This window comes from Rickettsia sibirica 246, from assembly GCF_000166935.1.
Lineage (GTDB): Bacteria > Pseudomonadota > Alphaproteobacteria > Rickettsiales > Rickettsiaceae > Rickettsia > Rickettsia rickettsii.
The window spans coordinates 754,495-778,907 of record NZ_AABW01000001.1 but is presented as its reverse complement, the minus strand read 5'-3'; the positions used below and the strand labels follow the sequence as shown (position 1 = coordinate 778,907).

Below are 24,413 nucleotides of genomic sequence, written 5' to 3'. Positions count from 1 at the left end.
ACCGTCTAAATATCTTTGGATAAATAATTATATCTTTGGTAAGTTTTTATACATAGCAAATTAACTTCAGGCAGTAAATTACTTTTACAATTTATTATCGGTACTAGGCTTCTTGCATCACCTATCTTATAAAGAGGAACTTGAAGGAAACACGGAACACAGCACTGCAGCGTACATAAAAGTACGTGAGGATGCGAGTACCGGATTGACATACAAATTACCTTTAGAAGGAGGTTATGCAAGAAGCCTATTAATACCTATCATTATCATCATACACTCCCCAAATTACTTTCTTGGAAATCCAACCTGTGTAATCCTTACATGTAATTTGGCAGAATTGTTCTTTACATTTTTTTAAACTACAACGAACTTTTGGCATTAATTTTGCTATAACTCGGCTTTTATGGTCTGCGGATTTGGTAAGTTCTATTTCCTTATCAGAAGTAATAACTACTGATCTTTTACCTGATAAAACGCTTGAATGTATCCAACCGCCTTCGCCGTTAATGTCACGTACTTGTCGCCATTGCTTGTACTCTGCAGTTATTTCTACCGGTTCGCCTTTTTTAACAAAAACCCATTCTACGGCAGATTTAGTAGTTGGTCCGCTCCTTGCATTTACTTCATTAGATTTTATTGAAACAAATCTCGGAATAGGCAATTTTTTATTATCGGCATTAATTGTTGTTGATAATATTACAATAATTAACGTAATAAGAATTTTAATCATTATCTTCCGCTTCAGATAAAGCATCCTCTTTTTTTGCTATTATATAATTACCAAGCCTAAATTGTACTTTTATTCTATTAATTTCCTGCTCACTAATACCTATATTTTTTAGGACTGTTCCACCTATTTGTAATCCAGTCTCATAACTTTCTGGAATAATAGTTGTGGCACCTAAATCATAAAACTCTCTAGCATTTTTTAAATTTTTTAACTTAACGACAACCGGTATATCCTGATAATTACCACTAATTGTTTTAAGCGATTTCTTGATAGTTACTTGATTATTCATAGTAAGTATTATAGCAAATGCTCTTTCCGTACCTAATGCCTTTAGAGTATCGGCTTGCGATACATCACCTTTAAAAACCGGCAAACCGTTTGATAGCTCTTCTTTTACTCTATCATCATCTAAATCAAGTATTACGTAACTTATACCTTCCGCTTCCAAAACTCTTGCTACCATTTTACCGGTATTACCGAGTCCGGCAATAATAATATGGTTTGTTAAATCTCTTGCCCCAAGCTCAATCATTTGAGTCGGAGTTTTACCAAGTCCTTTATCAACTTTCTCAGCAATCTTTTGCCCTAAAGCTGCGAGTAATGGAGTAAGTGCCATAGTAAAAGTAACTACGAGTAATAATATATCGGCAGTACTTTCTTCTAATACTCCACTATCTTTACCTAAACTGAATAATATAAAACCAAACTCTCCACCTTGCGATAATAATAAGCCTGAATAAAAAGCCACTCCTTTATTAAAACCGAATAAAATACAAAAAGCCGTTATGATTAAGGTTTTTATACCTATTAAAGCAATAGATAAAGTAAGAATATGAGATATTTTTTCATACATTTCTAGGGCATCGATATTCATACCCACGGTCATGAAAAACAATCCTAAAAATAAACTTTTGAAAGGATAAATACTTTCCTCTGCCTGCAATCTAAATTCAGTTTCTGCAACTAATACTCCGGCAACAAATGCCCCTAGAGCTAAAGATAAACCAAATGTTTCGGTAGCCCAAGCAGCAGAAAGTACTATTAACAAAGTCATCGAAATAGGTAACTCGCTTGTATTATTACTTTCTGATGAAATGAATGAAAATACAGGACGAAGAAAAACACGACCGACAATAAATATTGTAAGTAAGGCCGTTACGGCTTTTAAGAGTGCAATACCAAGAGCCGCTACAAGCGAGGCTTTATTGTTACCGGCAAGTAACGGAACTATCACAAGCAATGGCACTACGGCCAAATCTTGTAGTAACAGAATAGCTAAAGAAACTCTTCCTATTTGCGTTGATTGACTACGATTTTCCTCAATAACCTGCATAACAAGTGCTGTAGATGAAAGGGCCAGACCACCGCCGGTAATAATAGCCGCACTACTATTGCCGTCTATAAGCACCATTGCACCGGCAATTACTATAGCGGTTGTTAAAACTTGCAAACTACCGAGACCAAATACATATCGTCTCATAGCTTTTAATCGCTCGAAGGATAACTCAAGTCCTATCGCAAATAATAGAAATACTACACCAAGTTCACCTAGTAACTTAGTTTGGTCATATGTTACGATTTTTAAACCGTGATCACCTATTGCAGCTCCGGCAATTAAGTAACCAAGTACCGGACTTAATCTAAGACGCTTAAGTATAGCCACGATAAAAACCGCAGTACCGAGTAAAATTATAACGTTAATAAGAATATGATCGTTCATCTTTTCCAAATTTCTTCTAACTTAAAATGCTCCCGTACTTCAGGATAAAAAATATTAATTAAAATAGTACCTGCATCTATTAGTACCCATTCTGATTTACCAAGCCCCTCAATATTACTATTTATACCAGCATTATTTTTTAATTCTAAAGCTACATATTCAGCAATTGCTCCAACATTTTTAGTCGAACGACCGCTAGCAAATATAATATAATCGGCTAATTTATGTTTTCCTGTTAAATCAATTACCTCAATATCTTCTGCTTTTTTCTCACTTAAACATTCTAAGATAAATAATTTTAATTCTTCAGTTTCTTTTTTCATAATAATTAATAGAATGACATAATAATATTAATTATTATATGCATAAGAGTCGATTTTATCAATGAATGTTTAAAATTCTATAATAAAAATTCATATAAAGCTTTACTTTAAGCAAAAAAACTTTAATTAATACTTAAATTAATATTGATAAAATAATGGCAATATCTGTAGAAGAGTTAGAAAAAATACTTAAAGAATCATTTCCGAACAGTACAATGAAAATTACTGATTTAGTAGGAGATCAAGACCATTATGCCTTAGAAATATCAGATGTTCAATTTAATGGACTTTCTTTAATTAATCAACATAAATTAGTAAAAAACGTCCTGTCTGAAATATTAAATAAAAAACTACATGCAATTACCATAAAAACTATCGCAGTTCCCGAAAAATAATTACAAATATTAATATGATAATCCTTGTATAAATTCAACTTATTATTTAATTTTATGCAAACAGCTGATTATATAGTAATCCGCTATTCGGTGTGTAATTAAGAATAAGGATTTTAAAATCCTTATTCTTAATTGATACGGGTTTTTAGAAGTTTACTTTAAATCTTAGCGTACCGGACTGGGCATGGTATTTTTTAGCTAAGTTCAGACTGTAATGCTGCACTCCGTGCTCCATTCTACCCTTCTTAATTACTGCACCTGCCCCTAAATCATATAGCATTTTAGTAGGTTTAGGTGCCAGTACCGGTAGAGGCTCATTAAGACCGTTAAGATCTGCAACAATTGCCGGTGTTTTACCTTTGAAATCGTAATTAATAAAGGCATGAATTTGCGGTCTAATTATGAATTCATCCTTATAGTAGGTTGTCTTAATTTCACCGCCGAGTATACCTTCAACCTTGTTATATTGACGTTTCTGAATAGTTAGGTTTTGGAAAGAAGTACCGTATTCCTGATAACCGGAATCTTTAATCTTAGTAAGCCTGATTCCTGCCATCGGTGCAAATGAAGTTTCTTTCCATAGATAATTATAACCCCCAACTACTTGACCACTATAAGAAGTTGAATTATATTTACCGTGTGCTGTTTCATAACCGCCTATAATATTACGTAGTTCATTAGTTTTAATATCACTTCGTGCGTGGTTACGCCTTACTATAAATAGGTTATTTATAAAGCTATATAAACCGTATATAGAGCCCATATTAGTTCCGACCTTAGTAGTATTGCCGGCTTTAGCATTTTACGTAACTTCGTATCGACTCTAATAAGCAGCACCCAGAACTATATTATCGTTTATAACGGTATCAATCCCGATTGAGCCACCAGTAGATTTAGCTTTATAAAGTCCGTTAAAGGCTTTTTGTACTGCCTTACCGTAATATAGGCTAGCCCATACCCCGTAAATGGAATTATTAGCTTTACTTTCATCAAGTTCACAATCACCGCCTCCGACAGCTACACCTCTCTTACGTGATATAGCATCTTCTGCTGTAGGATTCGTAGCATTGTTATTTTCATCTTCAAGAGCCTTAATTCTCTCCCTTACTTTCTGATTACCGATACTAGTATTATCTTGTGCAACATTAAAGCCGTCATTCGCTTTAGCACGACTTATTCCGCTACCTGAGCTTCCACCGCTACTTGTACCTGCAGAATTATCTCGGCTACTACCTATAGCAGACATATCGCTACCGGAACTACTTCCCATGCCGTTACTATTATTAGCGGGAGAAATACCTGTTGCTTTAGGATTATAGCTATTACCGTATGGACTACTTCCGCTGTTGGTTACACCGCCTTTAGTTGTACCTCCCAAACTAGAACTGCTCCCTTGTGCTGAAGAGTTACTGCTATTAGCAGGAGCAATACCGGTTGCAGCAGGACTATTATAACTTGAGCCACCGGCACCACTCTAACCACTAGAAGCCGTTGATGGACTGTATACATCCGAACCGAAAACTGGACTATTGTAGCTTGAGCCACCTGTTGACGGACTGTCATAACCCGTAGTACCTCCAAAGCTACCGCCTCCTCCAGTTGATAACTGGTTAGCGCCTACGTTTGAGGTTGGAATCGTTACGACCGAAGCATTCGGACCGTAAGGATTGCCTCCGACATTAGCAGACCCGTTAGGACCAAAACCACCGGTACCAACTGATGGGCTACCGCCGCCTGTACCAATATTACCTCCTGTACCAGGTCCGTTAGAACCAAATCCGCCTGTGCCTGTAACCGGAGTAGTCGGAGTATTATATCCTGCCGGATTGCTAGGTGTTACGTCGTAGCCGCCCGGAGTGGTAGGCGGAACATATATATTGTTAACTACACTACCGCTAGTTGGTGGCGGCTGTAGAGGGCTAAAACCTCCAACACTCGAACCGACGGAAGGACCCCATTGGGGTAATAAGCGGAGTAGTTATTCTATGTATTTCATTTGAAGGTCTTTGAATTATAGGTAATAGATGTTCAACGACTTCTCATCTTTGCCCTACAAGGGTATTTACTATAACATTACCAACAGGAGTATTTATTAAAATTTTGATGATATTATCTATTGTTACATCTCCTGTTGGTTCTATCATCAAAAGTACAAAGGAATTACCTGTAATTTGCCATCTGACAAAACCACCTTCATTAGCGGTTACATTAAACGGTAAGCTTACAGCATTACCAACCATGATATTACCTCCTGCCGTGGTGATGATAGGATAAGCACTACCTTGCTCAATAGCAAACGGATTATTTTGTGCAGTTAAAAATACTTTAATTGAAGAAACATTTGATAAATCAAAGGTACTACCGCTTGCGAGTACTATATTACCGCTATTAGCATTGCCTGTTTGCCCTGCATTTATAGTATCATAGAAGACATTTATAATAAGCTCACCGGTAGGAGTAGCAGAGCCTGTATAAGTAACTTTATTATTACCAAGATCGAAAGTTATATTACTTCCTGAGATATTGCCCCCGACATTTACACTAGTATTATCACAGGTAGACATCATTGTTGCTTGATCGGCAACTTATAGTATTTGCTCCTAAATCCGATGCAATAATAAAACCGATTTTCTTCGGTGCAAAAGTAATAGTATTAGTGCCTGTTACCGCTTTTTGTAACCATACATCATCATCGAATTTATGACTACCGCCATTAATCGGTGCTTGTACAAGTGCAGCATTAATGTATTCCGCTGAAGAGTTGCTGCTACTCCCTTTGAAGTTCTCTGAAACGATTTTTGTTTTGTAATGAAATTTTGTTGTTGCTCTTGGCACTTTAACACCGCCGACCGTGGCTGACGAAATGTCTAAACTTCTACTGTTATAACCGGTAAATACCGCTGATTTACCGGCATCAATAGTTTTAGCATAGGTATCCCCTTTTACTGTGTCTTTATTACTACTGAACTAGTTTAAGGTTTAAATTCTCACCACCTAAATCATCGGTCAAACCATTATTAGCGTTAAATATTGCCGTACCTTGATTATTAGTCTTGGTTGTTATACTCGAGTAAAAATCTTCGCTATCGATTGTGATTTTACTGTCTACACCGTTGAACTGAACGGTTTTAAGGTGATTTGAGTCTGAACCTACCGAACCACTACCGCTAGCTCCAGTTGTTAAATCATTTGATATTGCAAGAGTATGGATTTTATTACCTGTGGTCGTAATTGATTCATTTATTATACTTGTATTATTAAGGCTTAAAGTTGCAGACTGAGCAGTAGTAAATGAAATCGAGCCTGTTTTCACGGTACCTTGAATTGTATAACATCACCCCTGTCTATTTGAACTATATCGACCATTCCTTTAGTACCTATACTACCGGAATAAGTAATAGCAGTAAATTCATCAAAAATCACCATGCTCTATCCTCAGGATTTAAAAGCAAAAGGAGAAAAGCTTGATCCTTTAGAAATATCTAAACTATTCGTTGTTCCCTTAAATTTTATGTCGCCACCATTTATTAATATTACATATCCTGCATTAATACCTCCGGTACAATTTAATACATCACCGCTAATAGTTATATCACCCACTTTTGAAGTACTGCTACCTATAGCTCCACTAACACTGCTTGGACCGGTGTAAACATTAAATCCACATCTTTACCGCCTGTGATGTTAATACCACTGGTTAAATTAGTTGCTTGAGTAAACACTTATTACCCGTGCCGGTTCCCTGGATTTCAGCAATTGACATATTACCGCCGGTGTTAATCGTAACGGTGCTGTTGTCAACACCCGCTTTTAACATTGCAAGGTTCGTAATTGTATTCGTTAAGTTTCCATTACCGTCAACTGTACCTATAGTACCGTTAGTACCTCCGGTACTTGTTATATTACCGGTAATAGCTGATGTTATATTATTTGCTATATCACTAGCAAATATTGCTACGGTACCGGCATTATTTTGGCAATTCATATTACCGTCAATCTTTACAGCCCCAAGCTCGCTATTAATAGAACCGGAAGGAGTGGAGAAAAAAATTTGATCCAAACTGTGATCCTATAGCAACTTTTGCAACGGATACGTCGATATTTGGGGTATTAAGAGCAGTTATTACCAGTGTTCCGTGCCCTGTAAGTTGTACTTTACTCACCGGATTTGCTTTTGTTCCGGTAGCATACTTATTAGCCATACCATTTATTGTTAACTTGGTATTAGCATTTCTTGCATTTATCTCAACTACACCGGTATTTGGAACAACTGGCTCTATATTACCTGTTAACTCTATAGTACTGTTTTTGCCGCTAGCTAGCTACGGTAGTCATTAACTTTAAAACAGATGCGGAATTCACGAATGTAACACCTGGTGCATCTAATGGAAAATCACCGTTTAATGCATCAAGGGCATAAACGACTGGTCCAGCATTAACCTCACCAATATTAATTTTGGCAATCTTAGCCGAGGTAAGTGATGCATCGGCAAAAACCCCGCCAGCAGCAATATTAAGCACTGCAGTATTACTCATATCAAGTCCATTTGTACCTAACATAGCATTAGTACCAACAACGCCGACATTACCACTAACATTTATAACAGCAAGGGGATTTGCCTTTGTGCCAAGAGTTTCATTACCCAAATTACCCTGCAAAGTTAACACATTATTATTAGGTATAGTACTAGAAGTACTACTTAAATTGATGCTACCGCCTCCACCGGCAAAACCATCGACACTATTCATAAAGGTAACTTGTTGATTTTTGCTAGTAGTTAAACCAAATACGGATTTAATTCAAATTAATATCACTTCCTAGCGTTAAAGCCTTGTTAGATACATCTATCGTAAATGCCGCGACTGCATTTCCCTGCCCGATATTAATTGTGTTTACCATACCTATACTTGAATCAGTAGCCGTTAAAGTAGTACCGGTAGTATAAACGTTTAATGTTCCTGTGTTCCCGTTTTTGATTTGGCTGTTAAGTAAATAACCTGCAGGATTTGCTCCCGAAAACTCTAAAACACCGCCATTGGTAAAATCCACGTTACCGCTTTTTGTAAGCGAGTCTTGTAAATTCGCCACAGCATTGTTACCAAGTGTTAAAGAAGTAGCGGATACACTTTTTTGCAAGATAACCGTTTTATTACCCGCTGCATTAACAGTAATTGCTCCAATATTATTTATGACTCCGGTAACGTTACCGCCTCCTAAAAATACTAAATTACTGTTAGTTGCTGCACTACTTGTCACTGCTGCTAAAGTACCGGTATCATTAACGTTAACCGTACCTGCAGACCCTTTAAAATCAGTCTGTCCTGTAATAACTGTTGTGTTAATAGTTCTCCGGCCCCGCCAAAAGTTGCATTACCGGTAATATTGCCTGTATATGTTCCTGTTCCGACAGTAACATTACCCATAGTATTTGTTGTAAGTTGGCCTACTCCGACCGCAGCATTACTGGTAAAACCACCCGCAGCTGTAGCTACCACACCTGCATTATTTATGGTAAGAGTAGTTGCACTAGATGCTCCGACTATCATAACATTCCCTGCTCCGTTAAGATTCAAAGCCACAATACCTGTTACAGGTCCAAGCATACCTACTCCTAAAACATTAACAATGCCGTTAACACCTCCGCTACTTGTTACTGCCGCTAAATTACCGCCCGCAGCAAGGTTTATTGTACCGGCATTATTTCCTTGAACATTTTAATATATTAACCGGATTTGTAGCTCCTACATTACCGATAACCGTACTATTACCGACAAAATTTAACACCTCCTCCTAATTTATTATCTATATTACCACCGGTAGCCCCACCAACATTCTTACCATCAGCGATTGTTACTTGTGCGGCCGTACCGTTAAAATCTATATCAGAAATTACATCTTGCTGAAATCGTACTAACGAGTTCTGCGTAAATTGTACTAATCCTCCCGCGCCGGTATCCAATCCACACCATACGGCGTGTCTACTCTTATATTAATAGGCTGATACTGGTGCCCTATCTGAATAGTTTGGGCAAAGATGGTTCCTGTAATTGTAGCTGGAGTATGATTTAGAGGAGCTCCTATCCCATCGGTTAAAAATTTGTTAAGCCTTATTGTCCCTCCTGTTCCATTACCGCTACCTGCATTAAGTGCAATTTCTCGGCTACCGGAAGCCACGTGTACTCTTAATTGACCATCTACATCATTTGCTGGAACTAGGTTGAAGCTAGCCACAAATTCTGCAGCATTTGGCGATTCATTACTTACGTCATAAGTAGCATTTTGGCCGCAGCACTTGATACTATGTCTATAGGTTGTATATCCATAACTTCATTAACGTAAAGACCTGCGGCTGGTGAAGTATCAGTAGCAAAATTAAGTAGCTTATTATTTGCAATATTAAAAGTTTTTGCCTTAATCCAACTTGGATGTTTAAATTGAAAGTCAGTGTCAATCTGTAATGTAAGATCTGCCTGGCCTTGAACAGAAGTTACTATACTACCTGGACCTGAGATAAAGGCGATTCTATTATCACCAGTAGAAGGAAAAAGTGATGTAGCCTGAAAAATCAAAGTACTAGCTAAATCGTTAAAATTAAAGCTGTTAAAATAGTAAGTATTCCCTGGTGCTTCTCCTGGTCCTGGAGCAAAAGGAGAAACCACTGCAAGTGCTTGTGCATTTGTAACTGGCGTACCTGTTAAAGTGATGTTTATAGCGTTAGGGACATCTACAACACGCCCGACATTTTCTTTAGTAAGATCAACAGGTATAACCGGTCCAAAATATGTTATTTGGCACAGTCATTGTTGCATTATTAAAGGTATCTCAATATATAGCAGGCATTGCTGGCACATCTGCAGTAAAATTATTTACTTCGCCAAGGGTTACAAATGAACCTGGTACATATGCTCCTCCGCCAAAAGCACTACCATCAGCTACTGAGCCACCTCCTACTGTTACGATTCGGTTAGCAATACCAAGGGCACTAACTAGTGCTAGCAAGCATCAATGCCGCAATTGATGTAAACATGCCTTTTTTTATTAAATTTTTTATCGTTGACTTGAAATAATATCTCCTAAATTTGGGCTTAATTTTTCTAACTTATGATTTTGTTATATAAATAACATATTACTTTTAATTGAAAAACATCAATTAATACTAAAAATATCTATAAAAAATACTTATAAAGAAGGTATTTTCTATATAGAAAAGTAACTTATGGTTACTTTTTCTTGTTTAAAATAAATTAAACTTTATGTACTCTTTATAGAAATTCGGTAAATCGTATATAAAACTTAAGAAATACAATGGTAAAACCTATCTATTTTAGCTTCTTAGTGAAAACCGCAAAACTTTATTAATTTTTGTACCTCTTATGTCATTCCTACGAAAACAGGAATCCAGTAATCTTTGTCATCCCGCAACTTGATTGCGGGATCTCAGGACACAGTCTGTTATACAAGATCGGGGTCAAGTCACAGTATAACAGCAAAAAAGACTGGATTCCCGCTTCCACGGGTATGAACATAAGGGCCATACAACAAAGCCGCAGGACTAATACAATGACGCTTAGAACCTAACAAAACCACTTTTTCTAGGTAAAATCTATAAATTTTTATATAAACAAATTGATTTGCTACGAATAATAGAGTATATAGTATAGACATAATTAATTATCGGGGCGTAGCGCAGCCTGGTAGCGCATCTGGTTTGGGACCAGAGGGTCGGGAGTTCGAATCTCTCCGCCCCGACCATAAAAACATAAATTATAATGTCAAACGATGACCTCATTCAGTTTACAGGTACAGTACTTGAACTTTTACCTAATGCTACTTTCAGAGTAAAGCTTGAGAATGATCATGTAATTATTGCTCATACTTCCGGTAGGATGCGTAAAAATCGTATCAGAATATTACTAGGAGATAAAGTTATGGTAGAAATGACTCCTTATGATTTAACTAAGGGGCGTGTGATTCATCGTCACTAGTCTTTATAAGTATGAAGCAGAACAGAAAAAACCTACCGATTATATTAGCATCAAACTCTCCTGCAAGAATTGAGTTACTAAACAGAATCAAAATTATCCCTTCACAAATTATTCCGGCAGATATAGACGAAACACCTAATTTGCGTGAATTACCCACTCCCTTAGCCATAAGACTTGCTTACGAAAAAGCTATAAAAATTGCACCTCAAATAGAGGAATCAGCTATAATTATAGCTGCCGATACCGTAGCGGCAGTAGGTAGAAGAATATTGCCGAAAGCTACTACTTATGAAGAAGTCAAGAATTGTATTAAGATGTTATCCGGGCGTCGTCATCGTGTCTATACCGGTTTATGTATTATCAAAAAAGAGAATGATCAGCTTACAGTTAGACAAAAAATAGTTCAGACTATTGTTAAGTTCAAAAAATTAAGTGATGAAGAGATTAATTTTTATTGTTCTTTGGATGAGGGAATAGATAAAGTCGGCGGATGTAAAATTTCCGGTTATGCAGAAGCTTTTATCTCATTTATTTCCGGCTCATATTCAAATGTTATGGGATTACCTTTATTTGAAACAGTAAATGCTCTAACTTCTTTAGGTTTTAGATGTTCAAGTATCATGCCTGCAAAAATGAATTATTGTCATTCCGCGACTTGATCACGGAATCTAGTTAAAAATACTAAAATTATTAATATAATAATTTGTTTTTCTTTCTAGACCCCGTGGTCAAGCCACGGGGTGGCATTAAATGTTTTTGGATTCTTGTGATCCACGCACATAAATTACCTAGCTACTTAATTCCCAGGCTCATCCAAATGACTTCTCTCATAATTTTCATGACGCTCTTGAGCTTCAATACATAATGCAGCAATAGGTCGTGCTTCTAATCTTTTTATACCTATTGGGTCGCCTGTTTCTTCACAGTAACCATATTCTCCATTTTTAATACGTGATAATGCTTCTTCTATTTTACTCATTAATTTACAATATCTATTTCTACTACGAAGCTCAAAAGCTCTTTCTGTTTCATGAGTAGCACAATCGTTAAGATCGGATTCTTTTAAATTTGCTTCCTTTAAATGATTTAAAGTCTCTTGAGATTCCTTTAATAAATCCTCTTTCCATCTTAAAAGTTTTTGTCTAAAATATTCTAGGTGATTAGGACACATATATTCTTCATCTTGAGAAGGTTTATATCCCATAGGTAATTTAGGTGTTTCTAGCATATTAATATCTCAATATTAACTTTAATATATTATGTTTATAAAGTTTTTAAAATAATATATAACTTAAAATTAATGCAAGAAGATTATGAATATTAATATATTTTATTTTTTAATTGGATATGCGTTAGTATATACAGCTTCTAAATGCTTTATACTTGTTTTAGTATAGTTTTGTGTAGTAGATAGACTTTTATGACCTAATAGTTCTTGAAGAGAGCGTAAATCTGCACCATGCTCAAGCAAATGTGAAGCAAAACTATGTCTAAATGAATGAGCAGTTAAATGCTGCGGTAAACCATAAAAATGCTTTAATTTAATTAATTCACGATTAAATACCGGTGGTTGCAATTTCTTACCCTGCTTTCCTCTAAATATGGGTTCATTATCACCTAACTTATACGGCAATATTTCTAAATATTGGGTAATTAAATTTTTAGCAATCGGTAACCACGGAATTATTCTTTCTTTACTACCTTTACCTATTATTCTTATAAATTCTAGATTTTGTAGATGAAGTTTCGTAATTGATAATGCTTCCGATATACGTAGACCTGAAGCATATATAAGGACAAGTAGGGCTTTATTTCTAAGTTCTACCCACTTAACATTCCCGTATTCTTCAATATGTTCAAGTGATATTACTACATCATCTTCCGATAAAGCTTTTGGTAACAATTTAGTCTTTTTAGGAGATTTTATAGAAAAAATTATATGACTATTTAATTGTGTTGTTTTCTCTAAAAACCTATAAAAATTTTTTACTGCAGATAAACCACGTGAAATTGAAGAAGCGGTAAAATTATCACAGTTACGTTTTGCAAGCCAACTTCGGATTAATCTGATATCTGCGGTTTTAATATGATTTATCGTTACAAGCTCTGAATTATAATAATTCATAAACTCAAGAAAATGCTTAAGGTCATTATTATAAGAAATTACTGTATGATTAGAGTAATTTCTTTGCAAAACGAGGTATTTTTGCCACTTATTTATTAATGCTTGAATTGATGTATCTAACATTTATAAAAACTTAACTATTTTTAATATTATTCTTAATGCTAACAATTATTGACTCATAATTTTATAAATGTGAGCATGAATTGAGGGTTTATGTTTACATATAAAACACAAAAAATTTTTTAGGATAATGAATAATGTGAAATAATACACAATTTTTAATGAAATCCTATATGAATCCAGAATTTTATATGAGTTCTATGAAAAATATCCCTAGTGTAGATCTTGCATCTATCACAAATACAATGCAAAGAGCTATGAATATTCTTTTAATAACTAACCAAATTGCTACAGAAAGCATGCAATCTTTGCTTAAGAAAAATTCCGAAATTATACAAAATAATGTTAATACTATTTTGAATACTACTAAAGAAGCAGCAACTTCTAAAGATTTCAAACAAGCTAGTGAATGTCATCAAAAATGTTTAAAATCTATTTATATCTTTTAGCTACTAGATTCCTGCTTTCGCAAGAATGACATAGTGGGAATCTCCTCTCAGTTGCTCGCCTTTCTGTTTAACCAATTTTGTAAATAAGATTCTGCTAGCTCCTGATCTTCTATAATAATTACATTTTCAGCATTACGTTTATCGGCAGCAGCCGTGAAATTAAACGAACCGGTTATTACTTTCTTTTTATCAATAATTATAACTTTATTATGAGCGATTCCCGGTACTTTATCTATATCTACATCAATTTTTGCTCGTTGTAATTCATGTAATTTAGAAAATTTTTGCTTTAAATTACTACGATCAAGCAATATTCTAACCTTTACTCCTCGCGCTTGTGCATTAATAAGTGCAGTAGTAATTAACGCATCGCTCATACCGTATGCCTGCATATAAATAGATTCTTCAGCTTTATCTATCTGATTGGCTATAAACTTAGTACAACCGGCAGGCGGAGTAAAACATGTACTAACTTTACCTCTTGAAAGTTCTGAAATATTGTAATGCTTTATTTGCAGAGCAGATAAAGCTAATGATTTTTGACTTATTAAATTAATAAAATAACCCGGATTCTGTCCATAAAGACCTAAAGCAATTCCCAAAATAAAGGCAATAGATATTTCTATAAATTTATTATTTTTTCTCTTCATGACTTATTTATATTTTAGGCATTGCATAGATCGGCTTTTCCGTCATTGCGAGGAAAAGTACAAAGTAATTGACGAAGCAAAATCTCATGAGATTGCCATGCAGCCTATGGCTGCTCGCAATGACGATTTAGTATCCCCACAAACAACACCTACTTCCTTACGTAACTTCCTGGAGCTTCTTCAATAACCTCTAGATTCTGATAATCTAAAGAATCTACTAGCTTATTATCATTATTTTTTATAAGCCAATTAAGCCAATAATTCCACCATGAGCCTTGATATTCCGTAGCTTTCATAAGCCACTCATGACTACTTAAACTTAAGTCGTCATTAAACCGATAATTATATTTAGCACTAGCGGGAGGATTAACTACAACTGCTACATGCCCTGAATCCGTGAGACAAAAAATCTTATGTCCGTTTAATAATTTTACTCCATCATATATTGAACGCCATGGAGTTATATGATCTTCTTTTGCGGCTACGAAAAAAGAATTACAATTAACTTTTCCAAGATCTATTTTTGTTCAGAGTACCTCTAAATTATTAGACTCTTTTAGCAAGTTATTGCAATATGTATTTTGTAAATATTCCTCATACATTTTTGCCAGCAAATTAGTAGAATCCGCATTCCAATATAGCAAATCAAAAGGCATCGTTTTTTACCGAGTAAGTAATTATTGACAAAAAACGTCCAAATTAAATCATTAGCCCTACGTGAGGATCAAAAAATATGAAACAACGACGCCAATTTTTCAAATTAAACGAGTATATCTTATATCTTTAAACTATTCCACATACTATTAACCTTGTCGATAACTTCCTGACTCATTTCTATTTTTTTACCCCATTTTCTATTTGTCTCAGGGTATATTTTATCGGTTGCATCTATTCCCATTTTACTACCAAGGCCTGACTCAGGAGATGCAAAATCCAAATAATCTATCGGGGAATTATCTATAAAGCTCGTATCACGCCTTGGGTCGCTTCTTGTTGCTATTGCCCAAATTACTTCTTGCCAATTACGAACATCAATATCGTCATCTACAACTATAATAAACTTACTATACATAAAGTGCCGTAAGTAAGACCAAATCCCAAGCATTATTCTTTTAGCATGACCGGGATAGGATTTTTTAATCGATACTACCGCAACTCTATATGAACAACCTTCAGGTGGAAGCCAAAAATCGACTATTTCCGGAAATTGTTGCTGTAATATAGGAATAAAAATTTCATTTAATGCTTCACCTAAGATTGATGGCTCATCAGGCGGTTCTCCTGTATAGGTGCTTAAATATACTGGATTTTTCTTCATCGTTATTGCGGTAACCGTAAATACAGGAAATTCCTCAACATCATTATAATATCCGGTGTGATCCCCAAAAGGACCTTCAGGCAAATACTCCTCTAAACTTACATAGCCTTCCAGAACTATTTCACTATGTGCAGGTACTTTGAGGTCAATAGTTTTGCATTGTACCAACTCTACTTTTTTATTACCGAGTAAACCAGCAAAATTATACTCCGAGATATTCTCAGGTATCGGCATAACTGCTGCCAAAGTTACCGCTGGATTTGCCCCGATAACGATAGCAGTAGGAAAAGGTTCTTTTTTTGCTTCTTTCCAACGTTTATGATGCTCTGCTCCCCCCCGTAACTTTAACCAACGCATCAATAGCTTATTTTCTGAAATAACCTGCATTCTATATATGCCAAGGTTGTAATTATCGATTTTATCTTTTGTTGGACCTTTAGTAAATACTATACCCCAAGTAATTAAAGGCGAAATATCATCCGGCCAACATCTTTGGATCGGCAATATATTAATATTCGGTTTGTCAATGACGATTTCATGACAAGCTGCTTTTGATAAGGTTTTAGGAGACATAGCAAATATACGCTTAGCAAGCGGTAACATTGACAATGTTTCTTTAAAAGATGCGGGTGGTTGCGGCTGTTTAAGGAATGCTAGTAAAACGCCAAGTTCTCTTAATTCTTTGGGTGACTTAAGTTTAAGCCCCATACAAATACGATTTATACTAGCATAAAGATTAGTTAGAACAGGTATGTCGGACTTAATGCCGTCGACTTTTATAACATTTTCAAAAAGTAATGCAGGTCCGCCTTGTGCTAATACTCTTCTACTAATTTCAGTAATTTCTAAGTCAGTTTTAACCTCAAGAGCAATACGCTTTAACTCACCATTTTTTTCTAAAAATTTTAAAAACTCCGGTAAATCTTTAAAGCTCATAGTTTTTTTTTATAATGTGCGGCTTATTTTATCGTCATTGCGAGCAGCCATAGGCTGCGTGGCAATCTCATTAAATATCCTGAGATTGCTTAGTCAATTACTTCGTAATTTCCTTGCAATGACGATACGGTATGACCTGATGGATTTCGCTACTTACTAAAATTAGCTTTTACCTGCATATCATTCTGAATAATTGTGTAGTTAATTAGCTCGTCAATTACAGAATTTTTAATATTATATATTATATTTTTTTCTGAATTGACATGAATATTTTTAGCTGTTAATTCATCGATACTGCTAGATTTAATATGTGCAAAATATACTTCATCACCTACTTGAAATACAGGCGTATTACTTCCTATTGTAGTATTAAAAATTGATAATAATATTTCAGGAGTTAGTGTTAGATCATTTTCCATTTCGGATCTAATATAGCTTTTTTTGCTTATTTTTATTCCGGTAGCTTTAAGCTCTTTTATGTTCTCTTGATCTGAATTATATTCCTTTGCTAAATCCTTGATAATTTTTAAGTTTACATCTGCAATATTCCACTTTATCCAAGCTTTATTTACCTGCTCTTTAATAGCATCAAATTCAGGTATTTTTGCCGGCTGAATAGATTTTAATTCTACCAATATAAGATAGCTTTTATCCTCTGTTTCTATAGGATAAGATAATTCACCTTCCGAAAGCTCAAAAATACTATCGGCACTTTCAGCAATTATTTTATCTTCAATAAGCTCTGCATAACTGATATAGTTAACGTTTTGTATCGGTAGCTTATATTTTTCGGCAATTTCAACTAAGCTAGAACCAGCTGCCGTCTCATCTTCCAGCTTTTTAGCAAACTCCATATTAAGTATGTCGATTTTTTGAGCCTTTAATAAATCATGTAATTGTTTTTGTACCGCTTCAAAACTTTGATCACCAAATTCATCTTTATTTTCATTATAAAATTCTAACAACTCATCTTGAGTAACTGAGACTTTTAAATCCTTAATATTAGCTTTAATATAAGAAAAGCTGCGTTTCTCAGGTACCTCAAACGCGGTTTTATTATCTTGGTAAAAATCCTTTAATTGCTGACCGGTAGGAGTAGGGATTTGTAAATCTTTCGGTTTATTTTGTAAATCTATTTGTATTAATTCTACTTCTCTTTTTTCAGCCATATAATCTACTATATTGTCAATCATAGCTTTAGGAACATAGAAACTTTTTATAAAAGTACCAACAAAAATATTTTTTAGAGCTTTTTCTTTGAAGTTTAATAAATATTTTTCTTCATCCATATAAGAATTTCTAAAATAAGTTTTAAAAATTTTTATATTGAAAACACCTTGCTCATTTTTAAAAACCGGTGATTCTTTAACTAAAATTTTAACTGTATCATCACTTAGATCTAAGTCATAATAACTCACTAAATAATCTAAGACATTATCGTAAACAAGCCTTTTTAGGATTCGGTTATCAATATTTAACTGTGCTATTTCTTCATCCGTTAAACTTGTTCCCGTTTGCTTACTTATAACATTAATTTCTAAAGATTTTGCTCTCAAAAAATCTTCCTGGGAGATATTTTTCACATGAGAAAAAGTAACAATATCGCCGCTTCTTCTTCCATTTAATACATCTTTAATACCAAAGCCGACAAAAGCAAAAGCTATCATTGCGAATAAAACCCGCATTATAAAACTATCGGCAGTTTTTCTAATATTATCTAACATAATTTTTTATTTAAGTTTTTATCTTCATTGCAAGGAAATTACGAAGTAAGTGACGAAGCAATCTCAGGATATTTGACGAGATTGCCACGTTGCTTCGCTCCTCGCAATGACGCCTCTCAAAACTACATTATAAAGCAAAAAAGCCTATATAGTCAAACTATATAGGCTTTTTTTATGATTATAGAACGGTTAATTAAAAATTAACACGAACTTTTACACTACCTTGCTGAGCGAAATACTTACTTCCGATATTGGTATCGTAGTTAATCCCGTATTCCATCATTTTATACTTAGCAGTAACACCAACACCAACATCAAAACTTGTTTTGCTTTGCTTAAAGCTGTTGGTTGGAAGAGGAGCAGTCATACCTTGTAATCTTGCATCAATCGCCGAAACTTTATTCTTGAATGCATAATCGACCATTGCGTAAAGCTCAGGTGTTAGCACTATTTCATTGACATTGATATTACTTGATACTTTAGCACCGAGTAAACCGTCGAAAGTATTATAGTTCTTGCCTTTAACGGTAAGATTTTGGTAAGTAGTACCGGTTTCCTTATAGCCCTTATCTTTGATAGTCGAATATCTAAGCCCAACTAACGGTGTTAAGTTAATGTTCTCAGGCATCATATAGGTATAACCAGCCATTAACTGACCTGTATAGCTTTCGGATTTATACTTACCGTTTGCAGTTTGATAACCGACAGTCTCTAGTGTCGTTGCAATAACACGTCTTGATTTGCTTCTTATCTTATTATCTGAGTAAGATGCTATAGCTTCAACGAAGAGATTTTCATAAGGTACACTATATAAACCGTATAAAGAATAGATGTTGCTCTCTACCTTATTCTTATCGCCCGTTTTATTATTTTTTAGCTTAATGTCAGTATCGGCTCTTGTATATGCAAGTCCGAGTACTAGATCATCGCTAACGAAGCCGTCAAAACCTATAGTGCCACCAGTTGTATCAGACTTATAACCACTTATACTGTTACACATCTTCTGCGTTGCATTACCGACAAACGGGCTTATCCACGCACCAAACTTAGCATCCATATCTTCATCACCAGAAGAAACAGGACCTTTATTCCCTGCTTGTACTTTATCCATTCTAGCATTTAGAGCAGTTATATTACTTGATATATTACTCGCTACAACTTGATTATTAACGGCAGCTATAGTGTCGCTAGGTTTTACAACATCTTGCATGAGATGAGTTGTAGCATCTGCTTCCTGTAGCGGTGTCATTAGACCAAAGTTATTGAAAGCTTGACGTGCATCTGAACCATTGGGAGCATCCTCCATTAACTCAAGCGATTTCTTTATATTTGCAGCATTTGGGATATTTGCAAGCGGTCCACCCGGTGCAAAATCTTTATCTATAACATCTGCAGCTATATCCTTTGCAAATAACGTTAAAGTCGATGCATCAAAAGTAAAGTCAACAAAACGGTTGTCATTATTAATAGTTATTTTAACATTCTCTTTAGGAGTAGGCTTTAAACCACCTGCTGCTTCTGCAGATATTACCGTATATTTTGTATCTGGGCTTATATTATTCATGTCGAAATTAGTAGCAGTAACAACAAGTGCTAAAGTTGAAACCCCTGATAAATCAAGAGTACTACCTGATTTAATTAAGATATTACCACCTGACTTAGCTGCTCCGTCAAAAGTAGTATTTAAGGTTAGCGTATCGGTAAAGCTACCGGTACCAGTATATGTTACTTGATTTGCACCTAAAGTAAGTGTAGTACCGCTACCTGTTATATTACTATTAAAGGCTAGGCTATTGCCGAAATTAATAGTAGCACTGTTAGCTACAAAGCTGGTAGCCGTTATATTTTTAGCAAAACTAGTGATAGAACCTTTGGCTAAAGTAACCGCACCTGTATTAGTGAATGTATGGGCAAAACTTGTAGTACCGCCAAGTTTCGCGGTACCTTTTGCGTTAACACTGCTTGCAAAACTTGTAGCACCTGCCGTTGTGATATCACCAACCGAATTAGCCGCAGTCCCTACAACACCGCTAACACTACCGCCATTCATGAAGTTTAGCTTCAGAGCCTGACCACCGGTTTTATTTATGCTGCCTGTTAAGTTAAAGTGTGCAGGTAATGTTAAAGTATTTGTACCTGTACCTTGGATTTCGCCGATTTTAACGTTACCGCCTTTGGCAATAGTTACATTTCCTGCACCTACTTTTAACATAGCAATCCCGTTTACTCTATTAAGATTACTTGCACCTAAAACTATTAACGTACCGTTATTAGTACCACCGGTATTTTGGACTGTTCCCGCAACATTTACATTGTTATTTAATGTTACCGTACCGTTTTTTGCATTAAAATCTAAGAAACCTCCAATATTACCGGTTTGAGTTAATTGAACAGCATCCTTAAATAAAACTACATTTGCCGTAGTAGCTCCAAGTTCTAATTGACCTGTAATATCAAGCACTATATTTTTTGTATTAAAAGTGGTACCTGCCGTGCCACAATCTCCCGCTCCTTTGAAAACTATAGTTTGTAACTTATGAGCTCCACCAAACGTCTTGCCTCCGGCTATCGTTAATTTTTTTCCTGCAGTTACAGAATTTAATATTACTATACCCTCATCGTCATTATCAGGGTCTATATTCGCACCTAGTGTGATCGTACGGTCGTTTCCTGAACTATTTTGTAATATTAATTGAGCATCCGCATGTGCAAATTGAATATTTCCTGCCGGTATATTTAAATTACCATTATTTGCATCAATCGTATAAGTAGCATTTTGTATTTGTATAACACCAGCATTAAATGCTGTACTACTAGTAAAATCTGCATTATTGTTAATAAGCACGTTCTGTATACCTTCTAAATTTACATCGTCAGTTATTGTAACGGCATTATAAATAAGTAAAGCGTTAAATTTATTACCGCCTCCATCACCGATATTTCTAGCGGTACCTGCTACATTACTCCCAATATGCAGACCATTAACCCCACCATTAAAGATTACCGTACCTTCACCAGCACCGGGAGCTACTAAATCAGCTGCTAATAATATATTATTTACTCCGACTCCGGTTAAGTTAGAAAGTACTAAAGTAGAATCTAGAGCTCTAAAATGAATATCTTGAGCATTTAATATAGTAACATCACCAGCACTTGCATCAATTGCAAAAATATTACCGGCTCCAATATTGATTTCTGCAACTGTTCCTATAGTTAAATGATATGCCGTAAGTAACTTTGTATTAACATTTAATATAGCATTATTGCCGTTTGCTATAGCTCCTTTAAAATAATAAGGGATACCACCACCATCAAGAGGTCCGTTAAACTCTAAAGTACTCCTGGCTCCAAAATCTATATTATTCGCATCTAGACTTCCTCCAGCGTGTAATGTTATACCTGCTCCTAAATTCACTGTTGCTAATGCATTTGTATTACCTATATTGCCAGTTACTGTGCTATTACCGGTAAACGTTACTATACCATTATTTGCATTACCGGTATTATCTATCGCTCCGGTCACCACTACAGGATTCGTAAATGTCACTGCTGACGCATTATCCGTTAAGTTTATTGCATTCGATTTTACCACTCCGCCTTGTACTTGTAGCAAACCTGCTCCTACATTCACTGTTGCTAATGCATTTGTATTACCTATATTGCCAGTTACTGTGCTATTACCGGTAAACGTCGCTATACCATTATTTGCATTACCGGTATTATCTATCGCTCCGGTCACCACTACAGGATTCGTAAATGTCACTGCTGACGCATTATCCGTTAAGTTTATTGCATTCGATTTTACCACTCCGCCTTGTACTTGTAGCAAACCTGCTCCTACATTCACTGTTGCTAATGCATTTGTATTACCTATATTGCCAGTTACTGTACTATTACCGGTAAACGTTACTATACCATTATTTGCATTACCGGTATTATCTATCGCTCCGGTCACCACTACAGGATTCGTAAATGTCACTGCTGACGCATTATCCGTTAAGTTTATTGCATTCGATTTTACCACTCCGCCTTGTACTTGTAGCAAACCTGCTCCTACATTCACTGTTGCTAATGAATTTGTATTACCTATATTCCCGGTTACTTGACTTAATGCACCATTTAAATTTAAGACACCTACATTATCAGCGCCTGTGGTGTTATCAATCGCACCTGTTAATACTGCATTTGCATTTGTAAGGGTTAATACCGACGCAGCATTCGTTAATTTAGTCGTAGTAGCTTTAATAACCGCTCCCTCTAACGTGGCTACACCTGCTCCTACATTCACTGTTGCTAATGCATTTGTATTACCTATATTCCCGGTTACTTGACTTAATGCACCATTTAAATTTAAGACACCTACATTATCAGCGCCTGTGGTGTTATCAATCGCACCTGTTAATACTGCATTTGCATTTGTAAGGGTTAATACCGACGCAGCATTCGTTAATTTAGTCGTAGTAGCTTTAATAACCGCTCCCTCTAACGTGGCTACACCTGCTCCTACATTCACTGTTGCTAATGAATTTGTATTACCTATATTCCCGGTTACTTGACTTAATGCACCATTTAAATTTAAGACACCTACATTATCAGCGCCTGTGGTGTTATCAATCGCACCTGTTAATACTGCATTTGCATTTGTAAGGGTTAATACCGACGCAGCATTCGTTAATTTAGTCGTAGTAGCTTTAATAACCGCTCCCTCTAACGTGGCTACACCTGCTCCTACATTCACTGTTGCTAATGCATTTGTATTACCTATTGTTCCGTTAATGGCAGCATCTGTCTTGAAAGTTATTATACCTCCCCCATTTATATTGCCTGCAAGTGTTATCTTTGCCGGGGCTGCAGATTGTATAATTAGTGCAGCATTCGCTCCCCCTAAAGCTATATTTCCTAAACCTGTATAATTATCGGCAGGAGCATCAAAACCATGATTTGCAGCAACAGCATTATTACCGTTTAAAGTTAAGCTTTTGCCGACAGTAATAGTAACAGGCAACAAGTTACCTCCCGTTATAATCGAACCAACAACGGTATTTTGAGCAATATTTAGACCTACGGGAGTAGTACCCGCAACATTTATAGCCGTAATAATACGATCAGCTGCATCTGCAGTGATAGTATAATCACCACCGTAAGTAAATGCCCAATTGTTTTGAGGACCGCCAGCAGGAGTACCATTAGCTACCCCTGCAGCCGTTATCTCATTCCAATTATTATTGCCAACATTATCACTAAATATTGCATTATTATTAGTAGCAATAACACCTGCAGCAACACCGAGTGCCCCGCTACTACTCAGCATTATCGCTGCGGTTGAGGTGGTGAATAAAGCGGCTTTAAGACCTTGTTGTATTGCTTTTTGAAATAATTTTGGAGAAATATTCGCCATATATGTAAACCTTAATAAAAATTAACTCACTTAAAAAGTGTTATAACGCAACTTTTTTAGTATGTCTATAATTAATAACATAGATGATATTTTTATGTATAGATTGTCATTCCGTAGCGACGTTGGCCTTGTTGCATGGCTCGAGAAATCTGCTGGGTGTCATCCCGTGGACAAACCATGGGATGACAGGGAAAGGGAATCGCTCCATGCGGACAATGCCCGCTCGCAATGACTATTTAGTATCCATATTCTCCTAACACCTTAATAACACATCATACATATAATATTCAGAAGCATTAGCTTTGAGCAATAATTCTGTAGCCGGGACACAATGATTACTCTTCACCATAGCCAGCGGTGTTAGACCTGATTTATCACGATAATTAATATACGCAGTGTGTTTAATTAAAAACTGTATTAATTCTTCACCGCAATTAGCTTTTATAGCATGATGCAGAGCTATACGTCCTAATTGGTCTTTGTACTGGGCATCAACACCTTTACTATATAAATAAAGTTTCTACCAAATTTTTGAAATT

Annotated in this window: 29 protein-coding genes, 1 tRNA gene and 1 pseudogene; 7 read left to right on the top strand and 24 right to left on the bottom strand. The window is 35.6% G+C overall.

Annotation, left to right across the window (positions count from 1 at the left end; all coding sequences use genetic code 11):
• Positions 1-250: 250 nt before the first annotated feature.
• The 3 genes from RSIB_RS02110 to rsfS are packed head-to-tail and all read right to left on the bottom strand — an operon-like array spanning position 251 to position 2,773.
• Complete coding sequence (locus RSIB_RS02110; protein ID WP_004997294.1) at positions 251-730, bottom strand: SH3 domain-containing protein; 480 nt, start codon at positions 728-730, stop codon at positions 251-253.
• The gene (locus RSIB_RS02115) at positions 723-2,450 is read right to left on the bottom strand and encodes a cation:proton antiporter domain-containing protein (protein ID WP_004997292.1); all 1,728 of its coding nucleotides are present in this window, start codon (positions 2,448-2,450) and stop codon (positions 723-725) included. Before RSIB_RS02115 ends, RSIB_RS02110 begins: the two co-directional genes overlap by 8 nt.
• Positions 2,447-2,773, bottom strand: coding sequence for a ribosome silencing factor (gene rsfS / locus RSIB_RS02120; RefSeq protein ID WP_004997291.1), 327 nt, complete (start codon positions 2,771-2,773; stop codon positions 2,447-2,449). Before rsfS ends, RSIB_RS02115 begins: the two co-directional genes overlap by 4 nt.
• A 155-nt stretch (positions 2,774-2,928) precedes the next feature.
• Here rsfS and RSIB_RS02125 point away from each other — a divergent pair, with 155 nt between their 5' ends.
• The gene (locus RSIB_RS02125) at positions 2,929-3,168 is read left to right on the top strand and encodes a BolA/IbaG family iron-sulfur metabolism protein (RefSeq protein ID WP_004997285.1); all 240 of its coding nucleotides are present in this window, start codon (positions 2,929-2,931) and stop codon (positions 3,166-3,168) included.
• Positions 3,169-3,313: 145 nt separating this feature from the next.
• Here the strand turns inward: RSIB_RS02125 and RSIB_RS02130 are convergent.
• Together RSIB_RS02130 and RSIB_RS06235 are read right to left on the bottom strand one after the other, a co-directional pair.
• Positions 3,314-3,952, bottom strand: a pseudogene (locus RSIB_RS02130) (autotransporter outer membrane beta-barrel domain-containing protein); the annotation flags it as partial.
• A gap of 39 nt (positions 3,953-3,991) precedes the next feature.
• A complete protein-coding gene (locus tag RSIB_RS06235) occupies positions 3,992-4,546 on the bottom strand; it encodes a hypothetical protein (RefSeq protein ID WP_016728378.1) in 555 nt (184 codons plus the stop codon).
• Positions 4,547-4,835: 289 nt separating this feature from the next.
• On the opposite strand from RSIB_RS06235, the gene RSIB_RS06225 reads away from it, so the two are divergent.
• The gene (locus tag RSIB_RS06225; RefSeq protein ID WP_016728380.1) at positions 4,836-5,015 is read left to right on the top strand and encodes a hypothetical protein; all 180 of its coding nucleotides are present in this window, start codon (positions 4,836-4,838) and stop codon (positions 5,013-5,015) included.
• A gap of 192 nt (positions 5,016-5,207) precedes the next feature.
• Here the strand turns inward: RSIB_RS06225 and RSIB_RS02135 are convergent, their stop codons facing one another.
• The 3 genes from RSIB_RS02135 to RSIB_RS02145 form a co-directional block, all read right to left on the bottom strand.
• Complete coding sequence (locus RSIB_RS02135; protein ID WP_004997282.1) at positions 5,208-5,732, bottom strand: hypothetical protein; 525 nt, start codon at positions 5,730-5,732, stop codon at positions 5,208-5,210.
• Positions 5,719-6,003 (bottom strand): hypothetical protein, encoded by a 285-nt coding sequence (locus tag RSIB_RS02140; protein WP_004997281.1) that lies wholly within the window; start codon positions 6,001-6,003, stop codon positions 5,719-5,721. Before RSIB_RS02140 ends, RSIB_RS02135 begins: the two co-directional genes overlap by 14 nt.
• 124 nt (positions 6,004-6,127) lie before the next feature.
• On the bottom strand, positions 6,128-6,481 hold the full coding sequence (locus tag RSIB_RS02145; RefSeq protein WP_004997274.1) for a hypothetical protein: 354 nt from the start codon (positions 6,479-6,481) through the stop codon (positions 6,128-6,130).
• Positions 6,482-6,592: 111 nt separating this feature from the next.
• Between RSIB_RS02145 and RSIB_RS09405 the strand changes: the two genes are divergently transcribed.
• Positions 6,593-6,820, top strand: a complete 228-nt coding sequence (locus RSIB_RS09405; protein WP_032850873.1) for a hypothetical protein — start codon at positions 6,593-6,595, stop codon at positions 6,818-6,820.
• A 45-nt stretch (positions 6,821-6,865) separates the two neighbouring features.
• On the opposite strand, the gene RSIB_RS02150 is transcribed toward RSIB_RS09405, so the two are convergent.
• The 8 genes from RSIB_RS02150 to RSIB_RS02180 form a co-directional block, all read right to left on the bottom strand.
• Positions 6,866-7,228 (bottom strand): hypothetical protein, encoded by a 363-nt coding sequence (locus RSIB_RS02150; protein ID WP_004997269.1) that lies wholly within the window; start codon positions 7,226-7,228, stop codon positions 6,866-6,868.
• Positions 7,229-7,482: 254 nt separating this feature from the next.
• Positions 7,483-7,917 (bottom strand): hypothetical protein, encoded by a 435-nt coding sequence (locus RSIB_RS09840; protein WP_004997267.1) that lies wholly within the window; start codon positions 7,915-7,917, stop codon positions 7,483-7,485.
• Positions 7,918-7,963: 46 nt separating this feature from the next.
• Complete coding sequence (locus tag RSIB_RS02155) at positions 7,964-8,425, bottom strand: hypothetical protein (protein WP_004997266.1); 462 nt, start codon at positions 8,423-8,425, stop codon at positions 7,964-7,966.
• 5 nt (positions 8,426-8,430) lie between these two features.
• Complete coding sequence (locus RSIB_RS02160; protein ID WP_004997264.1) at positions 8,431-8,772, bottom strand: hypothetical protein; 342 nt, start codon at positions 8,770-8,772, stop codon at positions 8,431-8,433.
• A gap of 161 nt (positions 8,773-8,933) precedes the next feature.
• Entirely contained in the window at positions 8,934-9,128 is a 195-nt protein-coding gene (locus tag RSIB_RS02165; RefSeq protein ID WP_004997262.1) for a hypothetical protein, read from the bottom strand.
• The gene (locus RSIB_RS02170; RefSeq protein WP_004997260.1) at positions 9,104-9,400 is read right to left on the bottom strand and encodes a hypothetical protein; all 297 of its coding nucleotides are present in this window, start codon (positions 9,398-9,400) and stop codon (positions 9,104-9,106) included. The genes RSIB_RS02165 and RSIB_RS02170 overlap by 25 nt, the downstream gene beginning before the upstream one ends.
• Positions 9,401-9,429: 29 nt before the next feature.
• The gene (locus tag RSIB_RS02175; RefSeq protein ID WP_004997258.1) at positions 9,430-9,828 is read right to left on the bottom strand and encodes a hypothetical protein; all 399 of its coding nucleotides are present in this window, start codon (positions 9,826-9,828) and stop codon (positions 9,430-9,432) included.
• Between the two features lie 163 nt (positions 9,829-9,991).
• Positions 9,992-10,168, bottom strand: coding sequence for a hypothetical protein (locus RSIB_RS02180; protein WP_004997256.1), 177 nt, complete (start codon positions 10,166-10,168; stop codon positions 9,992-9,994).
• Between the two features lie 676 nt (positions 10,169-10,844).
• On the opposite strand from RSIB_RS02180, the gene RSIB_RS06210 reads away from it, so the two are divergent.
• The 3 genes from RSIB_RS06210 to RSIB_RS02190 all read left to right on the top strand — a co-directional run bounded on the left by RSIB_RS06210 (position 10,845) and on the right by RSIB_RS02190 (position 11,813).
• Positions 10,845-10,921, top strand: a tRNA-Pro gene (locus RSIB_RS06210).
• A gap of 17 nt (positions 10,922-10,938) precedes the next feature.
• On the top strand, positions 10,939-11,154 hold the full coding sequence (infA, locus tag RSIB_RS02185) for a translation initiation factor IF-1 (RefSeq protein ID WP_004997254.1): 216 nt from the start codon (positions 10,939-10,941) through the stop codon (positions 11,152-11,154).
• Between the two features lie 11 nt (positions 11,155-11,165).
• Positions 11,166-11,813 carry a Maf family protein gene (locus tag RSIB_RS02190; RefSeq protein WP_004997252.1) on the top strand — a complete coding sequence of 216 codons (648 nt, stop codon included), beginning with the start codon at positions 11,166-11,168 and terminating at the stop codon, positions 11,811-11,813.
• A 137-nt stretch (positions 11,814-11,950) separates the two neighbouring features.
• Here the strand turns inward: RSIB_RS02190 and dksA are convergent, their stop codons facing one another.
• Both dksA and RSIB_RS02200 read right to left on the bottom strand, forming a co-directional pair.
• Entirely contained in the window at positions 11,951-12,382 is a 432-nt protein-coding gene (gene dksA, locus RSIB_RS02195) for an RNA polymerase-binding protein DksA (RefSeq protein WP_004997250.1), read from the bottom strand.
• Between the two features lie 102 nt (positions 12,383-12,484).
• Entirely contained in the window at positions 12,485-13,402 is a 918-nt protein-coding gene (locus RSIB_RS02200; protein WP_004997248.1) for a tyrosine recombinase XerC, read from the bottom strand.
• A 170-nt stretch (positions 13,403-13,572) separates the two neighbouring features.
• Here RSIB_RS02200 and RSIB_RS02205 point away from each other — a divergent pair, with 170 nt between their 5' ends.
• Positions 13,573-13,848, top strand: a complete 276-nt coding sequence (locus RSIB_RS02205) for a phasin family protein (protein WP_014411110.1) — start codon at positions 13,573-13,575, stop codon at positions 13,846-13,848.
• Positions 13,849-13,895: 47 nt separating this feature from the next.
• On the opposite strand, the gene pld is transcribed toward RSIB_RS02205, so the two are convergent.
• The 6 genes from pld to RSIB_RS07965 form a co-directional block, all read right to left on the bottom strand.
• On the bottom strand, positions 13,896-14,498 hold the full coding sequence (gene pld / locus RSIB_RS02210) for a phospholipase D (RefSeq protein ID WP_004997242.1): 603 nt from the start codon (positions 14,496-14,498) through the stop codon (positions 13,896-13,898).
• Positions 14,499-14,647: 149 nt separating this feature from the next.
• Positions 14,648-14,794 (bottom strand): hypothetical protein, encoded by a 147-nt coding sequence (locus tag RSIB_RS08715; RefSeq protein ID WP_016728385.1) that lies wholly within the window; start codon positions 14,792-14,794, stop codon positions 14,648-14,650.
• 479 nt (positions 14,795-15,273) lie between these two features.
• The gene (locus tag RSIB_RS02215; RefSeq protein ID WP_004997240.1) at positions 15,274-16,752 is read right to left on the bottom strand and encodes a UbiD family decarboxylase; all 1,479 of its coding nucleotides are present in this window, start codon (positions 16,750-16,752) and stop codon (positions 15,274-15,276) included.
• A 149-nt stretch (positions 16,753-16,901) separates the two neighbouring features.
• Positions 16,902-18,476, bottom strand: coding sequence for a SurA N-terminal domain-containing protein (locus RSIB_RS02220; protein WP_004997239.1), 1,575 nt, complete (start codon positions 18,474-18,476; stop codon positions 16,902-16,904).
• A gap of 193 nt (positions 18,477-18,669) precedes the next feature.
• Positions 18,670-23,874: an autotransporter outer membrane beta-barrel domain-containing protein gene (locus RSIB_RS02225; RefSeq protein WP_004997237.1), complete on the bottom strand. Its 5,205-nt coding sequence runs from the start codon at positions 23,872-23,874 to the stop codon at positions 18,670-18,672.
• Positions 23,875-24,127: 253 nt separating this feature from the next.
• Complete coding sequence (locus tag RSIB_RS07965; protein WP_237737643.1) at positions 24,128-24,331, bottom strand: ankyrin repeat domain-containing protein; 204 nt, start codon at positions 24,329-24,331, stop codon at positions 24,128-24,130.
• Positions 24,332-24,413 lie beyond the last annotated feature (82 nt).

Bases quoted from the DNA above. Each gene is read 5' to 3' on its own strand.
- RSIB_RS02135 (WP_004997282.1), bottom strand. From the start codon at position 5,732: ATGTCTACCTGTGATAATACTAGTGTAAATGTCGGGGGCAATATCTCA.
- RSIB_RS08715 (WP_016728385.1), bottom strand. From the start codon at position 14,794: ATGAAAGCTACGGAATATCAAGGCTCATGGTGGAATTATTGGCTTAAT.
- infA (WP_004997254.1), top strand. From the start codon at position 10,939: ATGTCAAACGATGACCTCATTCAGTTTACAGGTACAGTACTTGAACTT.
- RSIB_RS02190 (WP_004997252.1), top strand. From the start codon at position 11,166: ATGAAGCAGAACAGAAAAAACCTACCGATTATATTAGCATCAAACTCT.
- RSIB_RS09405 (WP_032850873.1), top strand. From the start codon at position 6,593: ATGCTCTATCCTCAGGATTTAAAAGCAAAAGGAGAAAAGCTTGATCCT.
- RSIB_RS02205 (WP_014411110.1), top strand. From the start codon at position 13,573: ATGAATCCAGAATTTTATATGAGTTCTATGAAAAATATCCCTAGTGTA.
- RSIB_RS02160 (WP_004997264.1), bottom strand. From the start codon at position 8,772: ATGCTTGGACCTGTAACAGGTATTGTGGCTTTGAATCTTAACGGAGCA.
- RSIB_RS02115 (WP_004997292.1), bottom strand. From the start codon at position 2,450: ATGAACGATCATATTCTTATTAACGTTATAATTTTACTCGGTACTGCG.
- RSIB_RS02215 (WP_004997240.1), bottom strand. From the start codon at position 16,752: ATGAGCTTTAAAGATTTACCGGAGTTTTTAAAATTTTTAGAAAAAAAT.
- dksA (WP_004997250.1), bottom strand. From the start codon at position 12,382: ATGCTAGAAACACCTAAATTACCTATGGGATATAAACCTTCTCAAGAT.
- pld (WP_004997242.1), bottom strand. From the start codon at position 14,498: ATGAAGAGAAAAAATAATAAATTTATAGAAATATCTATTGCCTTTATT.
- RSIB_RS02125 (WP_004997285.1), top strand. From the start codon at position 2,929: ATGGCAATATCTGTAGAAGAGTTAGAAAAAATACTTAAAGAATCATTT.
- RSIB_RS02225 (WP_004997237.1), bottom strand. From the start codon at position 23,874: ATGGCGAATATTTCTCCAAAATTATTTCAAAAAGCAATACAACAAGGT.
- rsfS (WP_004997291.1), bottom strand. From the start codon at position 2,773: ATGAAAAAAGAAACTGAAGAATTAAAATTATTTATCTTAGAATGTTTA.
- RSIB_RS02220 (WP_004997239.1), bottom strand. From the start codon at position 18,476: ATGTTAGATAATATTAGAAAAACTGCCGATAGTTTTATAATGCGGGTT.
- RSIB_RS09840 (WP_004997267.1), bottom strand. From the start codon at position 7,917: ATGAATAGTGTCGATGGTTTTGCCGGTGGAGGCGGTAGCATCAATTTA.
- RSIB_RS02110 (WP_004997294.1), bottom strand. From the start codon at position 730: ATGATTAAAATTCTTATTACGTTAATTATTGTAATATTATCAACAACA.
- RSIB_RS02200 (WP_004997248.1), bottom strand. From the start codon at position 13,402: ATGTTAGATACATCAATTCAAGCATTAATAAATAAGTGGCAAAAATAC.